Origin of the sequence: Salinicola sp. DM10 (assembly GCF_017306975.2) — a bacterium.
Classification (GTDB): domain Bacteria; phylum Pseudomonadota; class Gammaproteobacteria; order Pseudomonadales; family Halomonadaceae; genus Salinicola.
Map to the genome: position 1 here is coordinate 473,727 of NZ_JAFLEN020000002.1, position 14,179 is coordinate 487,905.

At 66.3% G+C, this 14,179-nt stretch carries 8 protein-coding genes; 7 read left to right on the forward strand and 1 reads right to left on the reverse strand.

Annotation, left to right across the window (positions count from 1 at the left end; translation table 11 throughout):
• The first annotated feature begins 13 nt into the window (after positions 1-13).
• From J0A90_RS10820 to J0A90_RS10845, 6 genes are all read left to right on the forward strand, one after another.
• On the forward strand, positions 14-4,009 hold the full coding sequence (locus J0A90_RS10820) for a type VI secretion protein IcmF/TssM N-terminal domain-containing protein (RefSeq protein ID WP_233076700.1): 3,996 nt from the start codon (positions 14-16) through the stop codon (positions 4,007-4,009).
• Between the two features lie 116 nt (positions 4,010-4,125).
• Positions 4,126-5,043, forward strand: a complete 918-nt coding sequence (gene tagF, locus J0A90_RS10825; protein WP_207034724.1) for a type VI secretion system-associated protein TagF — start codon at positions 4,126-4,128, stop codon at positions 5,041-5,043.
• Between the two features lie 27 nt (positions 5,044-5,070).
• Positions 5,071-7,563: a type VI secretion system membrane subunit TssM gene (gene tssM, locus J0A90_RS10830; RefSeq protein ID WP_207034722.1), complete on the forward strand. Its 2,493-nt coding sequence runs from the start codon at positions 5,071-5,073 to the stop codon at positions 7,561-7,563.
• Positions 7,564-7,993: 430 nt separating this feature from the next.
• Positions 7,994-8,524, forward strand: coding sequence for a type VI secretion system tube protein Hcp (locus tag J0A90_RS10835; RefSeq protein WP_035469455.1), 531 nt, complete (start codon positions 7,994-7,996; stop codon positions 8,522-8,524).
• Between the two features lie 343 nt (positions 8,525-8,867).
• The gene (gene tssA, locus J0A90_RS10840; RefSeq protein WP_035469457.1) at positions 8,868-9,986 is read left to right on the forward strand and encodes a type VI secretion system protein TssA; all 1,119 of its coding nucleotides are present in this window, start codon (positions 8,868-8,870) and stop codon (positions 9,984-9,986) included.
• 2 nt (positions 9,987-9,988) lie between these two features.
• Positions 9,989-11,176 (forward strand): hypothetical protein, encoded by a 1,188-nt coding sequence (locus tag J0A90_RS10845; RefSeq protein ID WP_207034720.1) that lies wholly within the window; start codon positions 9,989-9,991, stop codon positions 11,174-11,176.
• On the opposite strand, the gene J0A90_RS10850 is transcribed toward J0A90_RS10845, so the two are convergent.
• Positions 11,167-11,436 (reverse strand): PAAR domain-containing protein, encoded by a 270-nt coding sequence (locus J0A90_RS10850; protein WP_035469462.1) that lies wholly within the window; start codon positions 11,434-11,436, stop codon positions 11,167-11,169. The genes J0A90_RS10845 and J0A90_RS10850 overlap by 10 nt on opposite strands.
• Positions 11,437-11,560: 124 nt before the next feature.
• Here J0A90_RS10850 and J0A90_RS10855 point away from each other — a divergent pair, with 124 nt between their 5' ends.
• Positions 11,561-14,179, forward strand: a complete 2,619-nt coding sequence (locus J0A90_RS10855; RefSeq protein WP_233076701.1) for a type VI secretion system Vgr family protein — start codon at positions 11,561-11,563, stop codon at positions 14,177-14,179.

Sequence of the window (14,179 nt, forward strand, 5' to 3'; positions counted from 1 at the left end):
GGGCGAGGTGACCATGCGTTTTCTGCGATTCCTGCGCTCGCTCAAAGGCTTCTGGCCGCTCTCGATCGTACTCTGGCTGCTGGGGCTGGCGCTTTGCGTGCTGCTGCTGCCGCTGGTGACCCAGGAGCGCGAGCTCATCTTCATCGCCATGGCGCTGGTCACCGCGCTGTGGCTGTTGGTGGTGGTGATGCGCCAGTACCACCGCATCCGCGCCGAGCGCAACATCGAGAATCTGGTCGAGCTCGAGGTGCACCGCGAGGCCGCCGAGAGCGAGCCCGGCGACTATCAGGTGCTGAGCGAGCGGCTCAAGCACGCCATGGCGATGCAGCGGGCGGCGCGCTCGGTGGATGGCGGCAAGGCCTCGCTCTACGAGCTGCCGTGGTATCTGGTGGTGGGCATGGCGGCCTCGGGCAAGACCTCGCTGCTGACCCGTTCTTCGCTCTCGGCGACCATGGCCGGGGGCAGCAACCTCTCGGCGGTGAGCGGCACCCAGCACTGCGACTGGTACTTCAGCCGCGAGGCGGTGATGATCGATACCGCCGGCCGCTACCTGGTCGAGGATCGGCCGGCGAGCGAGTTCGCCGACTTCCTCAAGACCCTGCGCAAGCAGCGGCGCAAGCCGGCGATCAACGGTCTGGTGCTGGTGGTCAGCCTGCCGGAGCTGCTCGAGCAGTCGCGTCAGGACGCCCACGCGCTGGCCGAGCAGCTGGTCAGCCGGGTGAGCGAGTATCGCGCCTGCCTGGGGATCAATCCGCCGGTCTATCTGTTCTTCAGCAAGGCGGACCTGCTGCCCGGCTTCACCCGTACCTTCGAAGCGCTCGACGCCACGGAGCGCCAGCAACCCTGGGGCCTGACCTTCTCGCTCGACGAGCTGCGTCGCCAGGGCGTGACCCGGGCCTTCCAGCAGCGCTTCCCGGGGCTGGTGGCCACGCTGCGCGCACGGGTCGACGCCCGCGTGGTGGAAGAGGGCAGCGATGCCGACAGCGAGCTTTTACGCTTCCCCGACTACTTCGCCGAACTCTACGGTGTGCTCAGCGACTTCCTCGAACAGTTCGATACCCAGCAGAACGCCGAGCGCGCACCGATCCTGCGCGGGCTCTACTTCACCAGCGCGCTGCAGAGCGGCCCGGCGCTGCCGGCGCTGATCGACGAGCAGACCCGCGACGCCTTCGCCCTGGCGCCGACGTCGGCGACCGCAGCGGCGCCGCGCAACGGTGAGCGTAGCTACTTCATCACCGATACCTTCCGTCGGGTGGTCTTCCCCGACCGCAATCTGAGCCTCTACTACTCCCAGCGCGGTGACCGCCGCTCGCTGCCGCCGTTCATGATCGGCGCGGTCGGTGCGCTCGGGGTCGCGGCGATCGCCGCCCAGGGCTGGTCGGCCTACAACAACAAGCAGTGGCTCGAACATATCCGCGAGCGCATCGCGCCTCTCGGCACGGATGCCAGCCTCCAGCCGGCGCAGCGCCGGGCGCTGCGCGACGACTTGGAGCAGCAACTGACGGCGATCGAGCGTCACCGCGAGACCGGCGTGCCGCTGCGTCTCGATCTGGGGCTGTATCAGGGCGATGCGCTGCGCGCCCCGCTGAAGGAAGCCTGGGCCACGCTGTTCACGCGTGACGTGCTGACGCCGCTCTCCTGGCGTCTGGCGCGGCAGCTGCGCTCGCTGGCCGCCTTCGGTGACCCGGCCGACGGTATCGATACCGGTAACGGCGAAGGCGGAACGGCCGCTGGCGCGGCGGCGCAGACAGGTACGCATGCGGATGCCGCCGGCGCGGCGCGGGACCAGGGCCGCCAGATCGGCGAAGACGCCATGGCGCGCATGCGCGAGCGCTCGACCTCGCGGCCGACCCTGGGCAGCGTACCCACCAGCGCCTCCGAGATCGGCAGCCGTGCGCGCAGTGAGCTGCGTTCACGCACCACCGACAGCGCCCGTGATGCCTGGTACTCGGCGCGCAGCAGCGCCGAAACCTCGCTGGAAGAGGGGCTGCGCGATCGTACCAGCCAACTGGGCAGCGCCGTGGGCAATGCCGATGGCGACGAGTCCACGCTCACGCTGTCCGGTGAGCAGGGCCCCTCGCTCTCCGAGGAGATGCTGACCAAGCTCTCGCAGGCGGACGTCGAGCAGCTGATCGAGAGCTACTCCTCGCTCAAGCTCTATCTGATTCTGACCGACCCTGACGCCCATGCGGATCAGGGCGACTTCGTCGCCTCCGCGCTGCCGCGACTGTGGGCCGACTACGTGGCGCGCCGCGGGCTGGAGACGTCCCGCGACAGCATCATGGACAACGCCGCGCTCTACGTGCACTACCTGCAGGAGGGCAAGGCGCCGGCGCTTGAGCGCGACGACAAGCTGGTCGCCGACAGCCGCGACCGGCTCAACGCCTTCCTGATCGATTCGAGCCTGGTCGACCGCGAATACCTGCGCTACCAGCTGGAGGTGGAGCAGCGCTTCGAACCGCTGACGCTGTCGCGCATGGCCCCCGACATGGAAGGCCGGCTGTTCTACTCCAGCCGTGCGGTACCGGCTTTCTATACCCGCGAGGTGTGGAACCAGTACCTGCGTCCGGCGATCATCGAGACCGTCTCCGGCGATCTCCAGCGGGAATCGGACTGGGTGCTCGACGACGAGAACGTCGACGATGCGGTGCAGTCGAAGGCGCGCTTCGTCAGTCAGCTGATGGCGCGCTACAAGCGTGACTACGCCATCGCCTGGGAGCGTTTTCTCGACAACACCCACGTCGCCGACTTCGAGACCCTGGACCAGGCCAGCGTGCGCCTGTCCCAGCTCAGCGACCTGCAGGGCTCGCCGCTGCGCCAGGTGCTGGAAGCGGTCAAGGCCAACACCACCTGGGACGACCCCAAGGCGCAGACCGAGGACGATGCCAGCGGCAAGGCCAAGGACCAGAGCTTCTGGGGCCGGGTGATGAGCGTGTTCAACGGCGCGGGGGGCACCGCGGCGGTGGATATCAATACGCTGCCGCGACTCAACGACGGCCTGCTGACCCGGCACTTCCGCCCGGTGACGCGACTGCTGGCGGCGGACGATGCCACCGGCAGCGACAACTCGGTGCTCAATCAGTACCTGCTCGACCTGCGCCAGCTCAAGGTGCGCGTGGACAACGTGCGCAGCGCCCAGGACGTGGGCCGCAGCAGCAAGTCGCTGATCATGGCGACGCTCTCCGGCCAGCCGACCGAGATCAACACCCTGCGCAACTTCGTCGCTTCGCGCGTGGATACCTCGCGCACGCCGCTGATCCGGGCGCTCGAACCGCTGTTCCGCGAGCCGGTCGAGGACACCTGGAAGGCGCTCAACGCCCCGGCGCGCCAGCAGCTCAACGCCGCCTGGGACGACAAGATCGTCACGCCGTGGGACCAGATGATCGCCGGGCGCTATCCGGTCAGCGACTCGGTCAACGAAGCCTCGGTGCGCGACATGGAGTACTTCATCGATCCCGACAAGGGGGTGATGTCGCAGTTCCGCAAGGAGGAGATCGGCGATCTGGCGGGTTCCGGCAGCGGCCAGCGCTCGACGATGGTCGACCCGCGCATGCTCTCGAGCATCGACGACGCCACCGCCCTCGGCCGGGTCATCGACAGCCTGTCGGACCTGCAGAACGGCTTCGAGCTGCAGATCAACCCCACCGCGGGGCTGACCGACATCATCCTGACCATCGACGGCCAGCGGCTGCACTACCGCAACAACACCCAGTCGTGGGAGCGGCTGACCTGGCCGGGCAACGGCGAAACCTTTGGTGCGCGTCTGGATATCGTCAATCGCAACGGCCAGCGCCATACGGTGTTCGACTATCCCAACCGCTGGGGCTTCCTGCGCATGATCGAGAGCGCGCGGATCACCCCGATCGACAAGGCGCGCCAGCGCTTCAGCTGGAACACCTACATGGGCACGGTCAGCTTCGATGTGCGCAACTTCGGTGGGGTGAAGATCTCGGATCTCGAACGGATCAAGTCACTGCGCATTCCGCAGATGAGCGGGTCCGGACAGTGAGCCCGCGGCCGCCGAGGCTGGCAGGCCAGGGCTCGGCGGTACGGGGCGGTGCGGCTCGGCGGCGGCCGGGCGAGACATGGAACAGGGTATGAGCGGGTAATGAAGAGGGTGTCGGCATGATCGGCTGCTTTGGCAAGATTCCCACGCAGGCCGACTTCGTAGGCGTGAATGCCACCGGGGCAGTGATCCAGGAGCTCGACCAGTGGTTACAGAGTGCGCTTTTGCAGTTTCTCGACCACGACGACTGGCAGCATCGCTTCGATGCGCTGCCGGTGTGCTTCTTCAACTATTACGCACGCAACGGCAGCCATGTGACCGGGGCCATGATCAGCTCGGCGGATGCCTCCGGGCGGCGCTATCCGTTCTTCGTCTTCCAGACGCTGAAGGCGGAAGGGCGCCCCGTGTTGCTGCCCTGCATCAACACCCTGGGCGAGATCTTCGCCGCCCAGGCGCGCACGATCCTCACCGACTCCGTGCATGGCGCGTCGCCGATCGACCCGGTGGTGGCGATCGGCGAGCTGCGCCAGCTCAACGACCAGGACATCGCGCTGTATCAGCGCATCCATCAGCGCTTTTTGCTCGACTACAGCTTTGCCGACGTGGCCAAGGCGCTGGAGTGGGGCTGGCCGGAGTTCATCAGCGGCGGCTGCCTGCATCGCCTGCACTATGCGCTGATGCGCTGGCGTGCCGGCAGTACCCAGGCGGTGATGCTGCCGCTACCCGCAGAGCGCGGGCTCAAGCGCCCGGTCGCCGATCTCTGGCAGCAGTGGCTGGGCGCCGCCTGCCCCGGTGGCACGCCGGTGATGAGTATGCTGGTCGACGACTTCATGCGCCCGCGGCTGCTGCTGATGCCGGTCTGGCAGAGCGCGGAACAGTTCTTCGAGGTGCTCTCGAACCCGGACGACAGGCGTCTGTGCATCGACGTGCTGTCGCCCTTCGCGGACGACGAGCCGCATCCCGGTACCTTGCCGCTCCCGGATACCCGGTTGAGTCTGGCCGACTTCATGGCGCAATTTCCGTGCGACGCACGGTAGACACCCGAGCATGAGCAGATCGCATCGATGAAACGTTTCAAAATCGCTTATCTGAAGTACGCCTTCTTCAAGTATCAGCCCTACATCCTGGGGCTCTTGTTCTTCGCCGCCATCTTTCTGGTCTGGCGGCTGGGCGTCGCACTGGGCTTTTCGTCGCTGGCCAGCCTGCTCAGCGGGATCGTGCTGTTCCTGCTGGCGTCGGCGCTCTACGTGCTGCTGCTCTACCGCGGGGTGGGGCAGAAGCGCAATCTCGAGCATCTGCTGATGGAGGACGCCGACGCCGCTGTGCTCGAGGCGAGCCCCCAGGACCGCGAAGAGATCAGCCTGCTGCGCGAGCGCCTGCTCAAGACCATCGAACGCCTCAAGCAGAGTGGCAAGCGCAAGGGTCAGCGCGGCAACGATGCGCTCTATGCGCTGCCCTGGTACATGATCGTGGGGCAGCCGGCTGCCGGCAAAAGCACCATGGTCTACGAGTCCGGGCTCAATTTCCCGTTCGCCGAGCGTGAGAACGCTCGGGTCGCCGGCATGGGCGGTACCCGCCACTGCGACTGGTTCTTCAGCTCCGACGCCATCCTGCTGGATACCGCCGGGCGCTACATGAACAGCGAAGAGGAGGTCGGCAAGTGGAAAGGCTTTCTCGCCCTGCTCAAGTCGCATCGTCGCCACTGCCCGCTCAACGGCCTGATCGTCGCGGTCAATATCAGCGACGTGGTGCAGGCCAGTGATACCCAGCGCAACAACCTGGCGCGGCGTCTGCGCGAGCGCATTCAGGAGGCGCGTGAGCAGCTGGAGGCGCGGCTGCCGATCTATCTGGTGTTCACCAAGTGCGACCTGATCGAAGGCTTCACCACCTTCTTCGAGCGCCTCGATCCGCAGCACCGCAGCGACGTGCTCGGGCATACCTTCCCGCATCAGCAGCCCAGCGATGTCAACTGGGGGCAGCAGTTCGACAGCGCGCTGCAGGCGCTGTGCCATCACTGGCTGCAGGTGGGCGACGACGAAATCGTCCAGCGTGACGTGGTCGACACCCGCCGCGACGTGGCGGCCTTCCGCTTCCCGCTGGAGCTGGCGGCGCTGCGCGACTCGCTGACCCGCTTCGTCGATGCGCTGACCAACGCCAATCCCTATCAGAGCGCACCGCTGCTGCGCGGCTTCTACTTCGTCAGCGCCCTGCAGGAGGGCGATGCCATCGAAGGCGAGCACGCCAGCCGCGTGGGCCGCCACTTCGCCCTGGCCAAGCCCGGGCAGCTCTCGGAAGAGCGGGTCAATCACGCCTTCTTCATCGGCAATCTGTTCCGTCAGGTGATCATCGCCGACCGCCATCTGGCCGGGCTCTACTCGACGGACGTGCGCGGCAAGCGGCGCAAGCTGCGCTGGGGGCTGGCCGCCGCCGCGCTGGGGATCGTCGCCTGTACCCTGTGGATCACCTCGGCGGTGCGCAACCACGGCGAGATCGAGGCGATGTCGCACACCTTCGCCGAGGCCGCGACCGCGGATGACCAACAGCCGACCCAGTACGCCCGCTGGCACAGCATCGATGCGCTGCGCGACTGGGGCAGCCACTACTACCAGCGCGAGCACGGCGACGGCGTGCCCTGGTCGATGGGCTGGGGGCTTTATCAGGGCGATGCGATCGAACCGGCGATCCGCGAGCGCTACTTCGATCGCCTGCGCACGGTGATGCTGGAGCCGGTGGAGCAGAACCTGACCCGCTCGCTGTTCTCGCTCACCACCATTGGTGTCTACAAGCGCACCACCGACGAGCTGCACGCGGTGGATGGGCCCGACACCGTGGCGCCCTATGCCCGCCCGCGGGACAACACCGCGGAGTCGCTGGCCAAGTTCGGGCGCAATACCCTGGACACCTACCTGATGCTGTCGGACATGGACCGTTCCGACATCGACAGTGAGGCCCTGCGCAACCGCATGCCAGCGTTCTGGTATCCGGCGATCCAGCAGCGTACCGGGGCGAAGATCGACGAGGATCGCTCAGATTACCGCTACGCCGGGCGCCAGATCGACTTCTACAGCCAGCAGATCCATGAGCCGGACGTGCCGCGGATCACCTCCAATGCTTTCTTGGTGTCGAGCAGCCGCAACTACATCGACAGCCTGCTGGAGCAGACCCTGACCAGTACCGAGACCATCGTGCTCGAGTCCGACACCCTGTTCGCCTTTGGCCGTGGCGACTACGCCGGGCTGCAGCAGGCGGGGCAGAAGGAGCTGGACGAGCTGGCCCAGCGCCTGCTCAACACCCAGGACCTGGGGCAGATCCTGATCACCGGCCACGCCGACCCGATCGGCAACGAGACGGTGAACCAACAGCTCTCGCTGCAGCGGGCGATGACCGTGCGCCAGTACCTGGTGGGCAAGGGCGTGCCGGCGGGCTTGATCGAGGCCAAGGGGGCGGGCAGCGAGCGTCCGCTGGTGACCTGTGACCCCAATCAGCCGCGGGCGCAGCTGATCGAGTGCCTGGCGCCGAACCGCCGGGTAGAAATCGAAGTCAAGAAGCAGCAGTGATGACGTGCACTGCTGTTTTCCTAGAATGTAACGAAATATGTAAAGTGTGTTTAAATGTAGAAATTGTCTTTAAAGTTTAAGATGGGTGGATATAATTGAGGTTCATCAGAATCGTGTGAGGTTTTGCAGCGTGCCGGAGGCATTTTGAAACCGGCTGCAATCATGTAAGAGATTGACCATGCCTTTGTAGGCGATCTCTTACAAAAAAGCGTATGCATTGGTTCTGATATCACCTAATTAAACTTCGTTATTTGCGGGTCTTGCTGTTTTTCCCCGCAAGAACAAGTGGTTGAGGTTTGTATGCTTTTCGGTCGTCGAGTCCTTCGAAGGCCGTCAAGTGGGCCAGGGGTCGCCCGGCATGCGTGAGGTCGATTGCCATCGCGCATCAGGAGCGGCTATTCGCGAGTGAGTAAATAGGAGAACAGAGCACATGGCATTCGATGCGTATCTCAAGATCGACGGCATCCCCGGTGAAAGCCTGGACGACAAACACGTCGACTGGATCGAACTGAAGAGCTTCGACTTCGGCGCCAGCCAGGCCACTTCGGCCACCGCCAGTTCTGCCGGCGGTGCTTCGGCCGAGCGCGTCAACCTGAGCGAATTCCGCATTCAGAAATTCGTCGACAAGGCGTCCGCCAAGCTGTTCGAGTCCTGCTGCAAAGGTCAGCACATCAAGGAAGTCGTGCTGCACGTGAACCGCGCCGGTGGTGACAAGGTGCGTTACATGGAGGTCAAGCTGGAAGAGGTGATCGTCTCCTCGACCGAGATGGAAGGCACCTCCGTGTCGACCGGCTTCGAGCAGAACGAGAGCGAAGATCGTCACGACCTGCCGTACGAAACCGTCAAGTTCAACTACGCGCGGATCAAGATCACCTACACCCAGCAGAAGCGTTCCGACGGCCAGGGTGGCGGCAACGTCGCCGGCGGCTGGGACCGCACCCGCAACAAGGTCTACGCCTGATATCGGGCTCGCGCCCGAGTTGCGACGGCCGCTCTATGCGAGCGGCCGAGCGGCACAGCGCTCACCCGTGGCGGCGGGTGGGCGTGTGGCGCCGACGCCCGGCGGCTCTCCTGTGGGAGCCGCGCGGGCGTTTGCGTTGCTGGCCTTCACGGCCGGTGACCCAGCGCAACGGGTGACGCGTCGACTGACCGGGAGCGGTGGGGCAGGGCTCCCGCGCCGCTCCCGGTCAGTCATCGCGGTTCAGGTACTGCCAATACCGTCATGACGAGTACCGCCATTTTTATTGCCGGGGCGAGCGTTGCGCCGATAGCCGCCGCGGCCCGAGCCGTTGACGAGGGACGACATGGATCAACTCGGCGAACTTTCCATCGAGGCGCTGCTCGCCCCCATCGAGGGCGCCAGCCATGCCGGCGGCGAGGATCTGACCTTCTCGCTGCTGTTCGACCAGATCAAGGAGGCGCGCCGCGCCGACCCCACCTACCTGCCCCAGGGTGAGTGGCAGACCGAACTCAAGCAGTCCGACTGGGGCCAGGTGATCAACCTCACCAGCGAGGCGCTGATCGCGCAGAGCAAGGATCTCCAGCTCGCCGGCTGGCTGTGCGAGGGGCTGGCGCATCGCGAGGGCTTCGACGGTATCGCCTTCGGCCTGACCCTCGAAGCCCGGCTGCTCGACGAGTACTGGGAGACCCTCTATCCCGAACTCGACGAAGATGACCTCGAAGAGCGCTCGGCACGGCTGAGTTGGCTGGGCGACACGCTGATCGGCGTGGTGCGCACGCTGCCGCTGCTCGACGGTGACGGCTACGGACTGGCCGACTACGACGAGTCGCGCCAGGTCGAGAACCAGGCGCGCAACGACCCCGATGCCATGGATCGTGCCCTCAGCGACGGCAAGATCAACGACGAGATATTTCAGCGCTCGGTGGTGCTCACCAGTACCGACTTCCTGCAGCAGCGCCACGCCGTGATTGCCGCCGCGCTGGTGGCGCTGGAGCAGTTGGACGATATCGGCGATCAGCGCTTCGGCCGTGACGCGCCGAGCTTCGCCGGGTTGCAGAAAGTGCTGGTGCAGTGCCGCGACCTGACCGAAAAACTGCTGCGCGAGCGCGGGGCCGACGTCTCTGCCAGCGCCGATGCCGAGGCTGCCGCCGAGGTGAAGGCGGAAGAGCCCGCCGCGACCCGCGTCGAGCCGAGCCTGTCGGCCCCCGCGGTGGCCGAGCCGGCGGGTGCGCTGCGCACCAAGCCCCAGAGCCGCGACGAAGCGTTCGAGATGCTCAACGGTGTGGCGCGCTACTTCAAGGAGCGCGAGCCCCACAGCCCGGTGCCCTATCTGATCGAGCGGGCGGTGAAGTGGGGCCGTATGCCGCTGGAAGAGTGGCTCAAGGATGTGATCAAGGATCACGGCGTGATCGACAACATCCGCGACACCCTGGGCACGCAGCCGAAGGATGATGACTACTGACCATGTCCCGCGCCTCGATATTCGATCTCCTGCATCAGCGCCAGGTCGTCAGTGAGCCGGTCGAAGAACCGGTCGCGATTCGCAGCGACTATCTTCCCGACCGGCTGCGGATCATCGATGGCCTGGCGCTGACGGCCGCCGGGTTCATCCGCAGCGGCGAAATCCCCGAACCGGCCACGCCGGAGCTGTCGTCGACGCTCTACGGCGCCGACGGCTACCGCCTGCTGGTGCACCGGGTGGGCGATGCCATGAGCGTGAACGAGCCGCGCCTGGGACGGCTCGACGCCAAGGCGCTGCGGCTGCATCAGTTGATCCAGACAGTGGTGATCGAAGCGCTGATGATGCTCGAAGTGCTGCCCGAAGAGAGCCACTTCGATGTGCTGCTCAGCGCGCCGTTTCGCTCGCGGGAAGCCGCCGACATCGTGCAGTCACGCCTGCGTGACGCCATCGCCGAAACCCAGTACGGCGCTTGCCTGGGCGAGGTGCGGCTGGCCCCGGAAGGGGGCGACCCGCACGCCACGCTCGCGGTCGGCGAGCAGGGCGGTATGCCCTATGTGCTATGGGTCGGCGCGGATTCGCTGCTCAACGACAGTGACGTGGGCTCGCTGCGCTATCGCGATCTGCTGACGCCAACGTCGCGCGGCGGTGGGCTCTATCCCGGCGAGGCGGTGGCGGCGCTGCTGCTGCAGCGGTTGACGGCGGAGGATGCGGCGTTCGACAGCGGCTGGTATCTAGAGGCAGGCATTCGGCGGGAGCATGCGCCGCGGGCGACGCGGCGCGACCATGACAAGCGCCAGGCGCTGATCACGCTGCTCGACGAGCTGTGGCCGTCGTCCGGAGCAGATGAGCAGGCGGGTGGCGAAGAGACAGCATCAGCGGCGCCCTCGCGCCTGGTGGTCGATACGCTGGGCCTGCCCGGGCGGGCAGTGGAGCTGGGCGGCGCGGTGGTCGAGCGCTGGCCCGACCTGGATACGGTCGAGGATGGACTGGGTGTCGATGCGCTGTGCGGCTGGAGCGGTGAAGCTACCCGGGTGTTGCCGTTCGTGCTGGCGGTGGCGGCTTGCACCCCCGAGCAGCATGCGCTGGTACTCACGCTGCACGCAGAGCAGAGCACCCAGGCCTGGGCGCTCGAGAGCTGCGCGGCGGTGGCCGTAGCCTCGGCCGCGCAGCCGGTGGAGGCTCAGTCGTGACCGCTGTCGCCGTTGTGCGAAGAGATCAGGGTCGCCCCGCAGGCGGTCTTGTGTCCGTGCAGCGCCACCGGCTTGCCGTTGACCTTCATGGTCGGATGACCTTCGACGATCACCGTGGTGCTGCCATGGCCATCCTTGGGGCAGGTGACCTTGTCGCCGACGCAGGCCACCGGCTTGCCATCGATCAGGTAGCTGCTCTGTGCGGTAATGACTTTGCCGCCATGGCTCGTGGCGTCACCGAGTACAACGATGCCTTTCATCGGTCAGGGCTTCCTGGCAAGGGTGAAAAGGAGCGGGCTCGTTTCGGCGAGCCGGCGAGCGTTAATTTAGCCATCGACCCGACGCGGGAACAAGCACCCGCCGGCGAGAGGCTGCGGAGGTAACATGGCAGACATCACCCTCGACGCGCTGCGCGAGACGTTCGATATCGACCTGTCGCAGTCGCAGCGGCTGCTGACCCTCGACGTTGCCGGCGTCGCCCTCGTGCCCCATCGGCTGGTGGGCGAAGAACGCATCAGCGCGCCTTTCATCTACACCTTGGACTGCATCTCCCAGCAGGGCGATATCGAACTCAAGACGCTGATGGCGCAGCCGGCGCGGCTCTCGATCCTGCAGGCAGACGGCAGCTATCGCCCGCTGCACGGGCTGGTCTCCGAGGCCGCGCTGCTGGGCGAAGATGGCGGCGTCACCTACTACCAGCTCACCCTGGTGCCGTGGATTCAAATGCTCGGCCTGGGCCGCGATAGCCGTATCTTCCAGGATCGCTCGGTGGTCGACGTGCTGACCCAGGTTTTCGACGGGCATGAGCTGGCCCAGGGGCGCTACCGCTTCGACCTGCGCCGCGACTACCCGGCGCGCAGCTACTGCGTGCAGTACCGCGAGAGCGATCTGAACTTCATCAGCCGGCTAGCACAGGAAGAGGGTATCTGGTGGTATGCCGAATTCGCTGGCGAAGACGATGACTATGCGGGCCACCGTATCGTCTTCACCGACGATGTCGACACCACCCAACCGGTCAGCCCCCAGGCGATCCGCTTCCACCGCCAGGCGGCCACCGAGCGCGAGGACGCCCTGACCCAGTGGGGCGGCGTACGCACCCAGCAGCCCACCCGGGTCAGCGTGGGTACCTTCGACTACAAGCAGCCCTCGCTCACCAAACGCACCGGGCTCGACACCCTCAGCGACCAGGGCAACCTACCTAAGACCGAACTCTACGACTACGCCGGCGAGTACTACTACCACGGCTATGAGCGCGGCGAGCGGCTGACCGAGAACCGTCTGGAAGCCCATGAGTCCCGCGCCAAGCGCTTCCGCGGCAGCGGCGGCGCGCGCCAGCTTCAGGCCGGACGCTGGTTCGAACTCACCCAGCACCCGCTGCACGACAGCGGCGGCGAGCCCGAGCGCCAGTTCCTGCTGCTGGGGGTGACCGTCCACGCCGAGAACGCCCTGCCGGTCTCAGCTCAGCTCCAGGCGCTGCCGGGCAGCTTGCAGCCCCAGCTCGACGCCGCCAAGCAGGCGCACGGGCTGGAAGACGAAGGCGATAGCCACCGTCTCTCCGACTACATGAGTGGCGGCACTGGCCACTTTCTGGTCGATCTCGAGGCACAGCGCCTCAGCCAGCCCTACCGCCACCCGCTGACCCACCGCCGCCCGGTGATCGGCGGGCCGCAGACCGCCACCGTGGTCGGCCCGGCCAATGAAGAGATCCACACCGACTCCCTCAACCGGGTACGCGTGCAGTTCCACTGGGACCGCCAGGGGCAGAACGATGAAAACAGCAGCGTCTGGCTGCGGGTCTCCCAGCCCAACGCCGGTGCCGGCTGGGGCGGGGTGTTCGTGCCGCGCATCGGCCAGGAAGTGCTGGTCGACTTCCTCGAAGGCGACGCCGACCGCCCGCTGATCACCGGGCGGGTCTACAACGGCGAGCAGACGCCGGACTGGCACAGCCACGGCCTGCTCTCGGGCTTCAAGAGCAAGACCTACCGCGGCAGCAAATACAACGAGCTGGTGTTCGACGACGCCACCGACCAGGAGCGCGTCCGCCTCAACTCCGAAGCCGAGAAGAGCCAGCTCAACCTCGGCTACCTGATCCACCAGACCGGCAATACCCGTGGCGCTTTCCGCGGCACCGGGTTCGAGCTGCGCACCGATGCCTATGGCGCCATCCGCGCCAATCAGGGGCTCTACCTCACCAGTTGGGGCCAGCTCGGCGCCAGCGGCGACCAGCTCGACCTCACCCCGGCACGGCAGCAGCTCGACAGCGCCTACCAGCTCAGCGACAGCCTCAGCCAGAGTGCGGCGGACCACAACGCCGAAGCACTCGACAGTCGTACCCACCTCAAGCAGGCAGGTGAGGACGCCGACGACACCTACGGCAACAGCGAACAGCTTGCCGGTTCATCAGGACAGACCAAGCAAGACAACGCCCGTGGCGCCACCGACAGCGGCGGCCGCGGCGAAGCGGCACGCATGAAAGCGCCGTGGCTGCATATGGCCTCACCTGCCGGCATCACGCTGAGTACCCCGGAATCGACCCACCTGGCCCAGGGCCGCTCGCTGAGTGTCTCCAGCGGCGAGGACGTCAACGTCGCCACCGGAAAGAGTCTGGTCGCCTCGATCTCCGAGAAGCTCTCGCTGTTCGTGCAGAAAGCCGGCATCAAACTGTTCGCGGCGCGGGGCAAGGTGGATATCCAGGCGCAGTCGGACAACCTGGAAGCCACCGCGCGGCGGGATCTCGGTGTGACCTCCACGGAAGACAAGATCGACTTCGCTGCCGCCAAGGAGATTCTGCTGGTCAGCGGCGGTGCCTACGTGCGCATCAAGGGCGGCGATATCGAGCTGCACGCCCCCGGCAAGGTCACCGTCAAGGGCGCGACGAAGAACTTCGGCGGGCCGGCGAGCCTGAACGCCACCCCGCCCGAGCTGCCTGAGGGGGAAGACGTGCTCTGCCCGCAAAAGAATGGCCAGGCGGACAAGACCGGTGGACCCGTGGTGGAGTCCTGA

Coding starts and splice junctions, on each gene's coding strand:
- J0A90_RS10855 (WP_233076701.1), top strand. CDS start 11,561: ATGGCAGACATCACCCTCGACGCGCTGCGCGAGACGTTCGATATCGAC.
- J0A90_RS10845 (WP_207034720.1), top strand. CDS start 9,989: ATGTCCCGCGCCTCGATATTCGATCTCCTGCATCAGCGCCAGGTCGTC.
- J0A90_RS10820 (WP_233076700.1), top strand. CDS start 14: ATGCGTTTTCTGCGATTCCTGCGCTCGCTCAAAGGCTTCTGGCCGCTC.
- J0A90_RS10850 (WP_035469462.1), bottom strand. CDS start 11,436: ATGAAAGGCATCGTTGTACTCGGTGACGCCACGAGCCATGGCGGCAAA.
- J0A90_RS10835 (WP_035469455.1), top strand. CDS start 7,994: ATGGCATTCGATGCGTATCTCAAGATCGACGGCATCCCCGGTGAAAGC.
- tssM (WP_207034722.1), top strand. CDS start 5,071: ATGAAACGTTTCAAAATCGCTTATCTGAAGTACGCCTTCTTCAAGTAT.
- tagF (WP_207034724.1), top strand. CDS start 4,126: ATGATCGGCTGCTTTGGCAAGATTCCCACGCAGGCCGACTTCGTAGGC.
- tssA (WP_035469457.1), top strand. CDS start 8,868: ATGGATCAACTCGGCGAACTTTCCATCGAGGCGCTGCTCGCCCCCATC.